Source organism: Litoribaculum gwangyangense (genome assembly GCF_039543505.1).
GTDB lineage: Bacteria > Bacteroidota > Bacteroidia > Flavobacteriales > Flavobacteriaceae > Litoribaculum > Litoribaculum gwangyangense.
The window spans coordinates 631,002-647,068 of sequence record NZ_BAABJW010000001.1 but is presented as its reverse complement, the minus strand read 5'-3'; the positions used below and the strand labels follow the sequence as shown (position 1 = coordinate 647,068).

The 16,067-nt window shown below is 32.7% G+C and carries 15 protein-coding genes; 1 reads left to right on the top strand and 14 read right to left on the bottom strand.

Going from position 1 to position 16,067, the window contains the following annotated elements:
* Positions 1 to 324: 324 nt before the first annotated feature.
* From ABD963_RS02800 to ABD963_RS02750, 11 genes are all read right to left on the bottom strand, one after another.
* Entirely contained in the window at positions 325 to 1,314 is a 990-nt protein-coding gene (locus tag ABD963_RS02800) for an SDR family oxidoreductase (RefSeq protein ID WP_345275415.1), read from the bottom strand.
* A gap of 5 nt (positions 1,315 to 1,319) precedes the next feature.
* Positions 1,320 to 1,847: a hypothetical protein gene (locus tag ABD963_RS02795; protein ID WP_345275414.1), complete on the bottom strand. Its 528-nt coding sequence runs from the start codon at positions 1,845 to 1,847 to the stop codon at positions 1,320 to 1,322.
* 68 nt (positions 1,848 to 1,915) lie between these two features.
* Complete coding sequence (locus ABD963_RS02790) at positions 1,916 to 3,166, bottom strand: nucleotide sugar dehydrogenase (protein ID WP_345275413.1); 1,251 nt, start codon at positions 3,164 to 3,166, stop codon at positions 1,916 to 1,918.
* Between the two features lie 42 nt (positions 3,167 to 3,208).
* Positions 3,209 to 4,075 carry a dTDP-4-dehydrorhamnose reductase gene (gene rfbD, locus ABD963_RS02785; protein WP_345275412.1) on the bottom strand — a complete coding sequence of 289 codons (867 nt, stop codon included), beginning with the start codon at positions 4,073 to 4,075 and terminating at the stop codon, positions 3,209 to 3,211.
* Positions 4,072 to 4,617, bottom strand: coding sequence for a dTDP-4-dehydrorhamnose 3,5-epimerase (gene rfbC, locus ABD963_RS02780; protein WP_345275411.1), 546 nt, complete (start codon positions 4,615 to 4,617; stop codon positions 4,072 to 4,074). The genes rfbD and rfbC overlap by 4 nt, the downstream gene beginning before the upstream one ends.
* Complete coding sequence (gene rfbA, locus ABD963_RS02775) at positions 4,617 to 5,483, bottom strand: glucose-1-phosphate thymidylyltransferase RfbA (protein ID WP_345275410.1); 867 nt, start codon at positions 5,481 to 5,483, stop codon at positions 4,617 to 4,619. The genes rfbC and rfbA overlap by 1 nt, the downstream gene beginning before the upstream one ends.
* 6 nt (positions 5,484 to 5,489) lie before the next feature.
* Entirely contained in the window at positions 5,490 to 6,533 is a 1,044-nt protein-coding gene (rfbB, locus tag ABD963_RS02770) for a dTDP-glucose 4,6-dehydratase (RefSeq protein WP_345275409.1), read from the bottom strand.
* Between the two features lie 3 nt (positions 6,534 to 6,536).
* Positions 6,537 to 7,607 (bottom strand): hypothetical protein, encoded by a 1,071-nt coding sequence (locus ABD963_RS02765; protein ID WP_345275408.1) that lies wholly within the window; start codon positions 7,605 to 7,607, stop codon positions 6,537 to 6,539.
* 12 nt (positions 7,608 to 7,619) lie between these two features.
* The gene (locus ABD963_RS02760) at positions 7,620 to 9,308 is read right to left on the bottom strand and encodes a DUF6909 family protein (protein WP_345275407.1); all 1,689 of its coding nucleotides are present in this window, start codon (positions 9,306 to 9,308) and stop codon (positions 7,620 to 7,622) included.
* A gap of 39 nt (positions 9,309 to 9,347) precedes the next feature.
* Positions 9,348 to 10,841: a GH3 auxin-responsive promoter family protein gene (locus ABD963_RS02755; protein WP_345275406.1), complete on the bottom strand. Its 1,494-nt coding sequence runs from the start codon at positions 10,839 to 10,841 to the stop codon at positions 9,348 to 9,350.
* Positions 10,838 to 11,710 carry a M23 family metallopeptidase gene (locus ABD963_RS02750; protein ID WP_345275405.1) on the bottom strand — a complete coding sequence of 291 codons (873 nt, stop codon included), beginning with the start codon at positions 11,708 to 11,710 and terminating at the stop codon, positions 10,838 to 10,840. Before ABD963_RS02750 ends, ABD963_RS02755 begins: the two co-directional genes overlap by 4 nt.
* Positions 11,711 to 11,852: 142 nt before the next feature.
* Between ABD963_RS02750 and tatA the strand changes: the two genes are divergently transcribed.
* Positions 11,853 to 12,035 (top strand): twin-arginine translocase TatA/TatE family subunit, encoded by a 183-nt coding sequence (gene tatA / locus ABD963_RS02745; RefSeq protein ID WP_345275404.1) that lies wholly within the window; start codon positions 11,853 to 11,855, stop codon positions 12,033 to 12,035.
* Positions 12,036 to 12,100: 65 nt separating this feature from the next.
* Here the strand turns inward: tatA and ABD963_RS02740 are convergent, their stop codons facing one another.
* The 3 genes from ABD963_RS02740 to ABD963_RS02730 all read right to left on the bottom strand — a co-directional run bounded on the left by ABD963_RS02740 (position 12,101) and on the right by ABD963_RS02730 (position 15,898).
* Positions 12,101 to 13,081, bottom strand: a complete 981-nt coding sequence (locus ABD963_RS02740) for a DUF4837 family protein (RefSeq protein ID WP_345275403.1) — start codon at positions 13,079 to 13,081, stop codon at positions 12,101 to 12,103.
* A gap of 24 nt (positions 13,082 to 13,105) precedes the next feature.
* Positions 13,106 to 14,632 (bottom strand): LysM peptidoglycan-binding domain-containing protein, encoded by a 1,527-nt coding sequence (locus ABD963_RS02735; protein WP_345275402.1) that lies wholly within the window; start codon positions 14,630 to 14,632, stop codon positions 13,106 to 13,108.
* Between the two features lie 78 nt (positions 14,633 to 14,710).
* Complete coding sequence (locus ABD963_RS02730; protein ID WP_345275401.1) at positions 14,711 to 15,898, bottom strand: phosphoglycerate kinase; 1,188 nt, start codon at positions 15,896 to 15,898, stop codon at positions 14,711 to 14,713.
* Positions 15,899 to 16,067 lie beyond the last annotated feature (169 nt).

Here is a 16,067-nt window from a genome sequence, read left to right as displayed (position 1 = left end):
TTGGGAACAAAAAACATTAGAATTAACGGAATGGCCATTATGTTAATATACCTTTGAGCCATTTTTAATCCGTATTCCATATCCTCTGAATAAAAAATTGTTACACATAAAAAAATTACCCAAAAAGTTGATATACCATAAACTAAGACATGTTTTCTTTGAAAATTAAAAGTTTTTTTACAAAAGGATTGAATAATTGATAGTCCTATTAATGATAAAATTGAAATCGATTGAATGGCATTGGGAAGTATGGGGAAGGCAAATACTAAAAGCGTTAAAAAAAAAAGAATTTTAGTTTTTAAATTATTTCCAAAAATAACAGGTTCATTTTTCATTATTTAAAAAATGATTTAATGTTAATCCAATACCTTCTTTAAACTTAACTGATGGTTTGTACCCCAACAATTTATTCGCTTTGTCAATGGAAGCTAGGGAATGCTTAACATCTCCTTTTCTCTCTGGTCCATAATTTATATTTAGACTTTCAGTGCTAATTCCTTTGTTTTTTAGTCCTTCCTTAATAGAATCCACTAATTCAGTTAAATTAGTATTTTCTCCACAGGCCACATTGAAAACCTCATTAATAGCTTTAGGGTCATTAATTAATGCCGCTAACTGGTTTATTTGAACAACATTGTCGATATAAGTAAAATCCCTGGAGTGCTGCCCATCGCCATTAATAGTTGGAGATTCTCCTTTTAGAAGTAAATTAATAAACTTAGGTATTACAGCTGCATAGGCACCATTAGGATCCTGTTTTGGGCCAAAAACATTGAAATACCTCAACCCTATAGTTTCGATACCATAAGTGTTTGAAAATACTTTTGCATATAACTCATTTACATATTTGGTTACAGCATATGGAGATAAAGGGTTTCCTATTGTTTCTTCCTTTTTTGGCAATCCAGGATGATCACCATAAGTTGAAGAACTAGCCGCATAAACAAACCTTTTTACTTTTTTTTCTTTAACAGCCCAAAGCATATTTAAAAAACCAGAAATATTAACCTCGTTTGTAAGTATTGGGTTATTAATAGATCTTGGCACTGAACCCAAAGCTGCTTGATGAAGTACTATTTCTACCTCATCACAAGCTTTTAAACAAATTTCTAAGTCTCTGATATCTCCCTCAAGAAATTTGAAATTAGGATTGTCTAGATGTTTTTCTATATTTTTTATATGTCCTGTTGACAAATTATCTAAACAGACTATCTTGTTATTTTGTTTTATCAACACATCAATAAGATTTGACCCTATGAAGCCCGCTCCACCTGTAACTAATACTTTTTTATTTTCAATTATTCTTTGATTCATGATTTTTATAATTCTAGCAGTAATCTAACCAATTCGGGGGAACATGTAAAATAAGGATCGTAAATATCGTTCTTCTCAACGTTTAAAGTTAATAGATTATACACGTTTTCAAATTCATTATATTCGATAAATGTGTTTGGTACTAATAATTTTGATATTAATTGTTGTGGTATAAAAATTTCATTGTTGCCATATCTAAATTGTAAGGACTCTATTTTTATCCATTTTTGTTCTATATTACTTCCAACATCCAATCTGTATCTGTCTGGAAATACATTTTTAGGCAATTTAAAAACTATACTTTGGTAGTTGTTAGACCCTTTAAAACCCGTAGTAATCATATCTTTTTCATTAAATGACAACATATAATCTTCCGAGTAAAACAATTGAAAACTATCATCTTTTTTTGCCAAAAAACTCAAAATCACGGTAACATGTTCAAAATTTATATTATTCCTATTTGTTATTTCCCGGACAAGTTGTTTTGCAAGTTTGTCTTCAACTATTTTTTCTTCAGTTTTTCTCTTACCCATACATGAAATAAAAAAACAAATGAATACAATAACTAAGAGTTTTAAATTTTTCATCGGTTTTAAAAAACTTATAAACTGTCTGTGGCTAATCCTTTTTCTAAAATGTTTTTAACATCAAAAACTATCTTTCCGGTTACAATTGATTTCCAATCATACCCTAAAAACTCTTCGTGTCCAACAGCTATTATAATACCGCTGTAGTTATTAATGTCTTCAGATTTTACTTTTATTCCATATTCCTCCTCAATTTCTTCCGTATTTGCTATGGGGTCATATATGTCTGCTTCTATCCCATAATCCTTTAGCTCATTATAAATATCTATTACTCTAGTGTTTCTAATATCTGGACAGTTCTCTTTGAATGTAAATCCTAGTATTAAGGTTTTAAAATTATTTCCACCATTTTTTGTTGAAAGCAATCTTTTTATATATTTTTTGACAACCTGACTTCCCATACTATCATTAATGCGCCTCCCTGCTAAAATAACCTCTGGATTATACCCCAAACTTTGAGCCTTATATGTTAAATAATAAGGGTCTACTCCTATACAATGACCTCCTACAAGTCCTGGCCTAAATGGTAAAAAATTCCATTTTGTGCCTGCTGCTTCCAAAACCTCTAAGGTATTAATTCCCATTTTATCAAAAATTAAGGAAAGCTCGTTCACAAAAGCTATATTCAAATCTCTTTGTGTGTTTTCTATTACTTTTGCAGCTTCGGCAACTTTTATAGATGATGCTTTATGAGTGCCTGCAACCACTATGGCTTTATATAAATTGTCGACTTTTTCAGCAATTTTTGGTGTACTTCCAGATGTCACTTTTACAATATTATGAACTCTTCGCTGTTTGTCTCCTGGATTGATTCTTTCTGGTGAGTAGCCACAAAAAAAATCTTTATTAAATTTTAAATCACTTATGGTTTCTAAAATAGGCACACATACGTCTTCTGTGCATCCAGGAAAAACCGTAGATTCGTATATAACGACATCACCTTTATCAATATACTTGGCAATTAATTTGCTCGCCGAAATAATTGGGTTTAAATCGGGCTGCATATATTTATCTATTGGTGTAGGGACCGTTACTATATAAATATTAGCTTTTTTTAACTCTAATTCTGACGAGGTAAAATAACAGTTTTGTAGCTGTTTCAATTCGGCTTCTGAAACCTCAAGAGTATGGTCTAACCCCTTATTTAGCTCACTTATTCGCTTTTCGTTAATGTCAAAGCCTATCACATTAAAATTATTTTTACCAAATTCTACTGCTAGGGGTAAACCCACATATCCTAACCCGATAATTGCGATTTTTTCCATTTATTTTTTTTCTAGAGTATTTGAAATATAATTTTTAAAAAATCAATTGTTTAAATGCCCTAATTTAATTATGGCGGTTTTTAAGCTTTCTCTCCAATAAGGAATTTCAATTTTTAGCATCTCTTTAATTTTTGTTTTATCTAAAACACTATATTTTGGCCTTTCAGCATCTGTTTTATATGCCTCCGTTTTAATGGGATTCACTGTTACCTTAAATCCAGATATGTCAAAAATATTTTTGCTAAAGTCATACCACCCTGCAACTCCTTCATTGCTGAAATGATAAGTTCCGTAAGATGTCATATCGCTAAAAATTAACTTCAAAATAACATCTGCTAAATCTCCAGCATAAGTAGGGGTACCTATTTGATCGTAAATTATATTAAGTTCATCTTTCTCTTCTGCTAATTTTAGCATCGTCTTCAAAAAATTGTTTCCATGCTCGGAATATAACCATGATGTTCTGATGATAAAATATTGCTCTAATACAGAAGAAACAGCTATCTCCCCTTTTAATTTACTTAAACCGTAAACGCTAATTGGATTGGCTTCATCTGTTTCCAAATAGGGCGTGTTTTTTTTACCATCAAAAACGAAATCTGTTGATATATGAACTAAAATTGCATGGCTTTTTTTACAAGCTTCGGCTAAATTTTTAGCACCAATTTCATTTACCAATTTTGCAGTAACTTCTTCTTTTTCGGCCTTATCTACGGCGGTGTAAGCTGCACAATTAATACAATAATCAATCCTGTTTTCCAAGAAAAATGCGTCTACCTCTGGTTTTTTAGTAATGTCAAGTTCATCATAATCAACATAAATAAAATTATATTCTTTAAGGCTATTAGTTGCATCTTTCATACATAGTGCCAATTGGCCTTTTCCTCCTGTTACTAAAACCGTTTTCATAATTGAGCGTTTTTAAGAGGTGGAAGTACTATGTCTTTTTCTGAAATTATTAGTTCTTCATCTTGCATTTGCCAATTAATATTCAATTCTGGATCATTGAAAATAATTCCTCCTTCTGATTCTTTGTTGTAAAGGTTGTCACATTTATATGAAAAGATTGCTGTTTCACTTAATACTAAAAAGCCATGAGCAAACCCTCTAGGAATAAACAATTGCATTTTATTGTATTCGTTCAACTCTATTTTAAAATGTTCACCAAAAGTTGGAGAATTCTTTCTTAAATCTACCGCTACATCTAAAACACTCCCCTTAACGACCCTTACTAATTTGGCCTGCGCAAATTCGCCTCGTTGATAATGTAATCCGCGTAAAACACCTTTGGAAGAGAAAGACTCATTATCTTGAATAAATTTTATATTAGATGAAATTAATTCGTTAAACTTATCATTATTAAAACTTTCAAAAAAATAACCTCTTTTATCCTCAAATATTTTAGGCTCGATAATATAACAACCTTTAAGATTTGTTTCTATTACTTTCATTAATTCTTATTCAATAAACCTAACAAATTTTTTCCATAACCGCTTTTAAGTAAAGGCTCTGCTAATACTTTAAACTGTTCTCTGGTAATATAACCCATTTCAAAAGCAGCAGCTTCAATAGCTCCTATTTTAAGGCCTTGACGTTCTTCTATTACTTCTACAAATTGAGAAGCTTGCATTAAAGATTGAAACGTACCTGTATCTAACCAAGCCGTCCCTCTGTCTAAAATACTTACATTGAGTTTTTCTTGTTTTAAATATTCCTTGTTTACGTCGGTAATTTCTAGCTCTCCTCGGTGGCTAGGTTTTATATTTTTAGCAATTTCTACTACAGAGTTATCGTAAAAATAGATTCCGGGTACCGCATAATTTGATTTTGGATTCTCTGGTTTTTCTTCAATAGAAATAGCTTTTCCTTCCTTATTGAATTCTACCACACCGTAGCGTTCAGGATCATGAACTCGATAAGCATAAATAATACCACCATCTGGATTGTTATTCGCTTGCAGAAGTGCTGCCAAACCTGTTCCATAAAAAATATTATCTCCTAGGATTAAGGCAACTTTATCATTTCCAATAAAATCTTCTCCTATAAGAAAAGCTTCGGCTAAACCATTGGGGTGTTCTTGTATGGCGTATTCAAATTTACATCCATATTTCTTACCGTCTCCTAACAAATCTTTAAATAAAGGTAAATCTTTTGGTGTTGAAATAATTAGGATCTCACTTATACCTGCATACATTAAAGTTGATAACGGATAATATATCATAGGTTTATCATAAATAGGCATTAATTGCTTACTTACAGATAATGTTAAAGGATGTAATCTTGTTCCAGAGCCACCAGCGAGTATAATTCCTTTCATTTAGCGTTATTTGTATTGTTTCTTATAGTAATTTTGATATTCACCAGAGGTTACATTTTTTAACCACTCTACATTACTTAAATACCAATCTATGGTCATTGACAACCCTTCTTCAAAAGTTACTGAAGGTTTCCATCCCAATTCTTTATTTATTTTTGAAGCATCAATGGCGTATCGCAAATCATGCCCTGGACGATCTTTTACAAATGTTATAAGTTTTTCAGAACTTCCTTTTGGTCGATTTAATTTTTCATCCATCTGCTTACATAAAAGCATCACTAAATCAAGGTTTTTCCACTCATTAAAGCCTCCAATGTTATAAGTTTCACCAATTTTTCCTTTCCTAAATAACAATTCAATTGCGATTGCGTGATCTATCACATACAACCAATCTCTGGTATAATTTCCATCTCCATAAACGGGGAGTGGATTCATGTTTATTATATTATTGATAAATAAGGGTATTAATTTTTCAGGGAATTGATTTTGCCCATAATTGTTTGAACAATTAGAAATTATAAAGGGTAGGCCATACGTTTCGCCATAAGCCCTAACAAAATGATCTGAGCTAGCCTTAGATGCTGAATATGGGGAATTTGGGTCATATGGTGTTGTTTCTGTAAATAGCCCTGTTTCTCCAAGAGTTCCGTAAACTTCATCAGTACTAATATGATAAAAGAGCTTATTTTCAAAATCCTTGTCCCATATTTTTTTTGATGCATTGAGCAAATTTACTGTTCCGAAAACGTTTGTTTTAACAAATGCCAAGGGGTCTTTGATTGATCTATCTACATGTGATTCCGCTGCAAGATGAATAACCGTTTCAAAACGGTATTTTTCGAATAGTGTATTTAAAAATTCTCCCTCGTTGATATCACCTTTAATAAACGTATAATTTGAATGATTTTCGACATCTTTTAAATTCTCCAAATTTCCAGCATATGTCAAATTATCTAAATTAAATATATGATGGTTAGGGTGATTCTTTACAAAAAGCCTCACTACATGAGAACCTATAAATCCTGCACCTCCTGTTATTAAAATATTCATGATTTAAATTTTATCTTTGAAGCGCTCTAGAAATTTTAAAAAATCAATTGTCATTAAAACAATCATTGTTATGAGAATTATAAGAATTACATAAAATACTTTTGGGCTTAGTTCTAAACTTAAAAACTCAATGCGATTGTCTACGGTACCACTATCTTGTTTACTAGATATAATTTCTACAATACGTTCTTTATCAGCTTTTTGTCTTTCTATTTCAACAAGTTCTCGTCTAAGCTCTAAGTCGTTCAGGTATAAATCGAATTCTTTGGTTTTGTTCTTTTCTGTGTTCCCTTCAAAGGTGATACCAATTTCGGAGCCATTATTTTTTAAATCTTTTTCTAAAACTTTTTTGTAGGTGTTTTTTAATGAATCTGACTGAGCAAGCGCCTCCTTTAAAGCAATCTCCTTACTAATTAATTCTGACAAATCTTTTTTCTGTTCACTCACAAAGAAAGGATTAGTCTCTAAGTTTCCAACAATATTATCGAAAACAGATTTAAAATTACTCCTTACCAAAGCTTTAATGGTAATTTGCTGATATGTATGGGTATAATCTTTATTGTTCTTTAAAAAAGTTTCATACTCTATTTTTGATGCCGCTACGGAATCAAGTGTTTTTATATATTTATCAAATGCCTGTAGTTTTTCGTTTTCACTTATTACAGATTCGATACTAAAACTCAAAATGGATGATGCCTCACTGCCCGTAAAGCCCAAAACATTTTTTAAAGTAGCATAATCTTTTTGCTGCACAAGATCATTATAATAACTTATTGAGTTGTACAAATTCTCTCCTGTTTCGTAATTTTGTTTGATAGTTACATAAGATTTATACGTTGGCTCTGAGTTTTTTTCTAAAAAAACCCCTAATGCTATTCCCAAAACCCCTGCTACTACAAATTTTATTATGTGTTTTTTTATAAAAAAAACAAACCAAACAAAGGCTAAAAATAACTTGTAGAAAATACTTCCAATAAATTTAAATAGTCTTTCAAAAGCGTTTCCAATTAACTTAAATAACTGTCCTAAATCTACTTCCTCTGATTGTTTTGGTTGTTGTAAATCTTTACTCATTGTAAAAGTTTATTAATTAAGTATTTGTTCTAATATGGTTCGTGTTATTAAATAAGTTGGTTTTACTCCTGATGTGCCCAAACCTCCTGATGCTAATGTTGCGCCTGTTTCTAATGGGTTATCACTGGCATAATAGGCATAGCGTACTTTTACATTGGGACTTATGCTTCCTCTAACCTTTGAGGCCGCTTGAATGGCTTTTTGATAGTGCGCCCCTTCCATCTCTAAACCTATTACTTGCCAAGTGGAGTTATAAAAAAACTTCAAAATATCTTTGTTTTGAAGAGAGGTTCCTAAAACCGTAATCATAGAACCCTCATAAACAGCGACACCTTGTCCTTCTAGATCTTCTTTCTTTAGTTCGTTTTCAAACGGGTAATTATCTGCAGTTCCTTCAAAAATGTGTGCAGAGGGTATCATAATATCGCCTTTACCACCTTCTAAAATACCGGCTTTTCCCATTATGGATACAGATTCCACGTTTAAATGTGTTTTCTTTCCTTTGGCTTTGTAGGGTTTCAATAACTCATCAATTGTTTCATAAGCTTGTTCCCCAAAAGCATAATCCATAACAATTATAACTGGTTTTTTTTCTTTTAAAATGGATTCAGAAATCCTTATATCAACATCAGAGATATTCAATTTGGAAGTATCAAAAATTTGAACATCAATATTAGCTCCAGAGGTGTCATCGATATAAATCATTCCATTTTGCAACGCTTCTTTAGTTACTTTATTGCGCAGTGTTTGGTTTTCTTTTTTGCTCAAAGATTCATAGACCTCAAAAACACTTTTCTTGGTGGCTTCTTTTTTTAATGCATTCAATGAAAACAAGGTATTCATTACACTATGCATATTAGCACTAATAATATGTAAAGGTCTTTCCATTAAATCGTGCTTATAAAGCACTTCTTTTACAGTATCTGCCCAGATTTCTCCGTGAATATGATGTCCTATGCGCTCTCTTAAAACTGGGCTAAAAGTAATGGTTCTTTTGTTGTTATTAATTTGTTCTTCTATAGCCAGTTTTCCTAACCAATAAACGATATGAAGTAACCTTTCTGGTTGTGATGCCGTAGCAAACTCATCGTAAACACTACTTAACTCATTAAAAGTTCTACCCAATATGTTTGCGGTGTGGGTGATGGCAACTTCGCGCTCCTCTTGAGTTAATTTCTTTTTTGACAAAACCGCTTTCTCAAGTTTTATCCAATCGCGTGTGGTATGCCCTTGTTCGTTTATAACCACACGATTACTTATTTTATGCGATTCTATAAAAAGAAAGGTTAGATGCGTTAAAATATCATAGATCTCTGAACGACCACGAGTGATTTCAATGTTCATTTGCTCATCGTCAATTCTGTAGCAATTTCGTCTTCTTTTTTCAGGAATGATAGGTTTGAAATGGGAGTTTGAATACCCCTCGTCACTGGTTAGATTAATGAAGGTACATTCTTCAATACCAACTGGAAGTCTGTCTATAACGTAAAGCAAGCCTTCTAACTCAGCTTTTTCCTCTCCAATGGACCCATAAATTTCGGGTCTTAAAAGGAGTAAAGATTGCCTAAGTGTTTCGCCCGAGACACCCATTGGTTTATAAAAACCTCTATTAAACAAATGCCGCATAGTAATATACATACGCTCAATGGCATTGGAACTTTCCTGAGCTCTCGTTCTGGCATGATGCTTTTTACTACTCATCGTTTAATTTGGTCGGGTACAAAGATAGTACTATTTAACTTAATTTGGCTCTGGAAAACCCTCAACAATTTTCCTGTCGTTTGATAGCCTTGGTAATTTATTTTGTCCTCCTAATTTACCGATAGACTTCATATATTCTTGAAAACCGCCTTTTTTTACTTTGGTTATTTTAAGAGGCTGCAACACTTTTCCTTGAATTAAATCAAAATAATATGAGTTTTGTTTTTGAAGGGATTCGTCTATCTTTTTTGCTAAAGTGGAAAGGTTTTCAGGTTCGTTTTCGAATTCAATAAACCATTCGTGAAAAGGTAAACCTTCTTTTGGATTAATTTGAGGAGCCACTGTAAATTCTGTAACCCTAATATTTGTGTCTTTTGTGGCTTCTTGCATCGCTTGCTCTACTTCCTTACCAATAACATGTTCTCCAAAGGCCGAAATAAAATGTTTAATTCTGCCCGAAACTATAACTCTATAGGGTTTCGTTGAAGTAAACTGTACGGTGTCTCCTATATTGTAGGCCCACAAACCTGCATTGGTTGAAATTATCATCACATAATTGACACCAATTTCAACATCTTTAATGGTCATTCGCTTGGGGTTTTCATCAAAAAAATCTTCTGCTCTAATAAACTCATAAAAAATACCAGAGTTTAATTGAAGTAGCATTCCTTTTTCGTTTTGCTTGTCTTGAAAAGCAAAAAAACCTTCACTGGCCGGATATAATTCAATACTATCTACTTTTCTTCCTATTAAATTCTCAAATTTTGCGCGATAGGGTTCATAATTAACGCCTCCAAAAATAAAAAGGTTAAAATTTTTAAATACCTCACCTACTTTTTTACCTGTTTTCTGTTGAATTTTTTCAAAATACATTTGTACCCATGAGGGAATGCCAGAAATAATGGTCATGTTTTCTGGCAAAGTTTCTTCAACAATAGCATCTACTTTTGTTTCCCAATCATCAATGCAATTGGTTTCCCATGAGGGCAATCGATTTTTTTGAAGGTATTTTGGCACATAATGCGCCACAATTCCTGAAAGCCTACCTAATTGAATTCCATTTTGCTGCTTAAGAATAGGGCTTCCTTGTAAGAAAATCATTTTCCCATCAACGAACCTAGTGTTGCCTGTTTCATGAATATACATTAAAATAGCGTTTCTAGCAGCTTCAACATGGCTGGGCATACTTTCCTTTGTGATTGGAATATATTTTGAACCCGATGTGGTTCCTGATGTTTTTGCAAAATAGATGGGTTTGCCTTTCCACAATATGTTTTCTTCACCGGCAACAACCTTTTCAACATAAGTTTTTAAAGCTTCATAATCTCGAATAGGAACTCGCTTTATAAAATCTTTATAGTTGTTTATACTCACAAAATCGTGGTCTTTTCCAAATTCTGTACTTGTTGCTTGTGAAATGAGTTCCTGAAAAACTTTTTCTTGGATTTCAACAGGGTTGCGTGACCACTTTTGAATTTTTTTATAGATATGTTTTGCAAAAGGTTTTGCTAAAGCAGATTTGAGCGACATCATTTATTAAAATCTATAAAGTTTGTGGGGTTAATTGGGTAGCCATCGTTCCAAAGCTCGAAATGTAAATGGGGTCCAGTAGTCAATTCTCCTGTATTGCCAGCGGTTGCTATAACCTCGCCAGCTTTAACCAAATCTCCTTGCTCTTTAGTTAAAGATGCATTGTGTTTGTAAATTGAAATTAAGCCATAACTGTGTTCAATAATAATCACATAACCCGTGCTTACAGTCCATTCAGAAAAAATAACAATACCATCGGCAGTTGCTTTAACCGGGGTGTCTTTAGCAACAGCAATATCCACGGCATAATGTTTTTCTTGAGCATTATAATCTTCAGTAATAGTACCATTAACTGGTGGGAATAACACGAAATTAGTTGCGGATGTTGCTGATTCAAAAAGATTGTATTTATCTTCTTTATCAACCTTTTCACGAAGCAAAGAATCTTCGGCATTGGGATTTAAATTCACTTCACTAGCCTCTAATTTTACTGCTTCAATAATGGAGTCTTTGTTAAAATCTGAAGCACTTACATCCCCTTTCAGAACTTTTTTAATGGAAGCATAGTACAACTCATTCATAGAGATAACTTGTTGCAAAGAATCTGTTTTATAATTCAATTCTGTTGCTTGTTTTTTTAGGGCTGTTGATGAATACCCCGGAATATATTCTCTAAGTGGTGTAAATGCGATTAACAAGTACGTTAATGATATTAAAAAAACCGCAATAAGTGAGCATAGTACAAAAACATTTAATCTGGTTAGCTTAAATGATAACCGTTCTTCAAAAGTATTCTCATTTAGTATTAACAAACGGTACTTATCGAGTAACTTCCTTTTTATTTTTTTAGGTTTCTTTTTTTTGTCTTTCATTGTGAAACAAAAATAAATAGAATTTATTACAATCTATTCTTTTAATTGGAGCCTTGTTTTATAATTCTGTTTATGCTAAAGTTATGCATAAAACGATTTTATTTAACTTTAATTATTAACTTTGTTTCATAAAACTAATATTATGAGCTTATATATGTTACCCTTAGCAATCGGGCCTTGGCAAATAGCATTAATTGTTGTGGTTGTATTGTTGCTTTTTGGGGGTAAAAAAATTCCTGAATTGATGCGCGGACTTGGTAGTGGTATTAAAGAATTTAAGGATGCCAGTAAAGAGGACGATAAAAAAGATGATAAAAAAGAATAAACTTAGTTTATCAAAACAAAAAAGGCTAACAAATTGTTAGCCTTTTTTGTTTTATCATTTTGATTTTATTCTATTTTAACCGATTTGATAATGGCTTCTAGCTCTAACATATAATTTCTCTTTTCCACAGAAGGCGCAAATGCAAAGCCTTCAATAACAACCCAACGTTTGTTGGTCTTATCTTCGATAGCATAATTAACAAATGGCCCGCCCATAAACGCATTTTTAACATCCCAAATACCTTTTGTTTCCAAAGCCGGTTTATTGTCAATAATAGTTTCGTTATGAAATGGTGTATAGGCGTTTTCAGTTACCAAATAAGAACCCTCAACAGGCCCTTCAATATATTGCTTCCCAATGGAATCTCTAATTTTAATGATTTGATTTACTAACGTATCACTTCTTAAAATGGCATTACTGGGTAATTCATAAATCAATAAATTATTAGTTCCTGTTGTAATGTCTTTTCTAATCCAGAAAAAATCATCTGTCTCTTTTGCAATTCTATAACTAGCGTCAAACTGAATAGTTAAACCCAATTTTTCTTTAATAGATGTAAATGGGTGAGGTGATTTAGACATTTGACGGAGTCTTTCCGAAAGTTCTTGGTTTCTAAAGGTTTCAACTATTTTTGATTCGTTTTCATTTATAATATTTATAATATCAGCTTTAGTCCTACCGGAAATTACAATCACTTTTTGAGGTTTTGCATACACATCTTCTAAAATTTTGATATCTGCATCCTTGTTCGTTTCTAATTTTAAAACCGTTCTATTTTTAGTAACAAAGCCTGAAAAAACTGATGGCGGTATTTGGCTAATAGTGAAAGTGGGTTCGTCTTGAGGTAGCCCATATATTGGTTTAGTTAATATAGCCCTAATAGCATCTCCAATACTGCCGTCCCACAAATCGTTTTCCAATACAACCGATACATTATTAATAGCACCAGAAGCATCTGCTATGTAGCGTTCTTCACTTGATTTTTTTTTGTCTCCGCAAGACATTAAGAGCATTAATGATAAAAATGAAAGAATAATATGTTTCATGATTTGTTTTTGGTTTTCTGGAATTTATCCTTTAGATATTTTAAGTTTCATTCCCGGTTTTAATTTACTACCACTAATACCGTTCCAATCTTTAATATTTTGAACAGAAACTCCAGGAAATTTTTGAGAAATGCTCCAAAGCGAATCTCCATTTTCTACTACATACGTAATTACATCGCCCGTGATGGGCTTTGGTTGGTTGGTTTTAACTGTTTTAGATTGTGGTGTGAAAGCAACTTGTGGGTTTTTGGGGTAAATAGTTAATCGTTGCCCTATTTTTAAATCATTACTTCGCAATCCGTTCCATCTTTTTATATCGCTTACGCGGACACCATAAATTCTAGATATTTTACCCAAATAATCTCCTGATTTTACTCGGTAGGTAATTTTATCATTAGCATTAAAAAATTGTGGAAGCGGTTTTTCTCGTTTATCGAACTCTTCTTTAGCGTAAGCATAAATTTTTTCCTCGTTATTTACAAAAGTCCCAATAGCAATTTTTGGCAGTCTCAAGGCATAATTTTCACCTTTAATATGTGGAATGATATCTAATTTATATGAAGGATTTAAAAATTGTAGCTCCTCAATGGATGTTCCTGTTATTTCTGAAACTTGATCGAGTGTAATCATTTGTTTTACTCTAATCGTATCCGTTTCAAAATGTGCTATTTCTGGTTTTATTTTTTTAAATCCGTGTTCTTCTGCATACTCAAAAATATACATAGTGGCTAAAAATGCCGGTAAATATCCTGCGGTTTCCCTAGGCAAATTATGCCTAATATTCCAATAATTCTGGTAACCCCCTGAACGACGAATGGCTTTTGTTACATTACCGGGGCCGGAATTATATGCTGCCAAGGCCAAATCCCAATCTCCAAAAATCTCATACAGTTTTGCTAAATATTTTGATGCTGCAACAGTAGATTTTATAGGATCGCTTCGCTCATCAACATAACTGCTTACATCTAGCCCGTACATTTTGCCTGTGGCAAACATAAACTGCCACAACCCTGTAGCGCCTACTCTAGATTTGGCCCTAGGTTTTAACGCTGACTCTACTATGGCTAAATACTTTATTTCCAGAGGAATATTTTGATTGTCTAACTCACGTTCAAACATAGGAAAATAAAATGCACTTAATGTCATGAGGTTTTGAAGGGAATTTCTTCTATTCTTTAAGTACGATTTAATAACATTTTCCAAAGATGGGTTATATGCTACATTAAAAGGCGTTTTGGCGTCAAGTTGCTTTAATCTCGCTTTAAGGGTGTCTGTAGATAATTCTGGGTAATCAACATCTTCAAAATTTAACTCTGTTACACTTTTATAAATCGTGTCAAAAAGGGTGTTGCTATATAGTTCTTCAAACCATTTGTCATCAAATTGGGAAGATAGTTCATGATCATTTAAATTCTTTATGGAAGAACTGTCTGTTTTGACTTCAATGATCTTCTTTACTAAAGGTTTTCCGTCAATTATAGAATCTTGACTTTGGGAAAAACTAATCCCAAAACTTAAAAATGATATTATAATAAGAAATCGAAAAGCCATAAAATCTATTCATTTGTTATTGAACGATGTTATGGCTAAAATCGTATTTTTTCGGCTAATTTGAAAACTTAATTTACTTTATTCTAAAATAGCCGCAATACCAGGTAACGTTTTCCCTTCTAAACTCTCAAGCATAGCGCCTCCACCAGTACTTACATAACTTACTTTGTCTTCAAAACCAAATTGTTTTACTGCAGCTACAGAGTCGCCGCCACCAACTAATGAAAATGCCCCATTTCTTGTGGCTTCAGCAATAGAATTTCCTAACTCAATGGTACCGTTAGCAAAACTTTCCATTTCAAAAACGCCCAAAGGACCATTCCAAAGGATGGTTTTAGATTGCATTACTATATCGTGAAATAATTTTATTGATTTTGGGCCAGCATCAACCCCTTCCCAACCGTCAGGAATATTGTTAATATCGACCACTTGCTTATTGGCATCATTACTAAACGCATCAGCCGCAATCGTATCCACAGGAATATGAACTTGAACACCTTTTTCTTTAGCTTGTTTTAAAATATCCAAAGCCAACGGCATTTTATCATCTTCGCAAATAGAATTTCCTATTTTTCCGCCTTGGGCTTTTACAAACGTAAATGCCATGCCACCACCTATGATTAAATGGTCTACCTTATCTAAAATGTTTTCAATAATGGTGATTTTCGATGATACTTTTGCACCCCCTAGAATAGCTAAAACTGGCTTTTCGCCTGTTTTCATGACCTTATCAATACTCTCAATCTCTTGAGCCAATAAATATCCAAAGCATTTTTTACCTTCAAAAAAGTGAGCTACAATAGTTGTTGATGCATGCGCTCTGTGTGCCGTGCCAAATGCATCGTTTACATAAATATCCCCTAATCTTGAAAGTTGTTTTGCAAACCCTTCATCTCCAGCTTCTTCTTCTTTATGAAAACGCAGGTTTTCTAATAATAAAATTTGTCCGGGTTGCAAGTTTGCAGCAGCCATTTCTGCTTTCTCTCCAACGCATTCATCCACAAAAATAACTTCAACACCTAAAATATCCTCAACAGGGCCCACAATGTGTCTCAACGAAAACTCATCTTGCACACCTTTTGGTCGACCTAAATGGGACATTAAAATACAGCTTCCTCCATCTTCTAAAATTTTTATGATGGTTGGTTTTGCAGATACAATTCTAGTTGAATCTGTTACTTCAAACTTTTCATTTAAAGGCACATTAAAATCTACACGAATTAGTGCTTTTTTATTTTCGAAATTAAAATCATTTAGAGTCTTCATTGTTGTTGTTTTTCTTTTATTAACACAAATGTAACTAATTAAAAAGCTATTTAAAACGTGTTTTTAAGCGAAAACGATTTAGTCATTAAAGAATTATAAAAAAACTATATTTCCTTTAATATTTTTAATTTTATGCAATGGGACAAAGGTAACCTACAAATTTCTATTG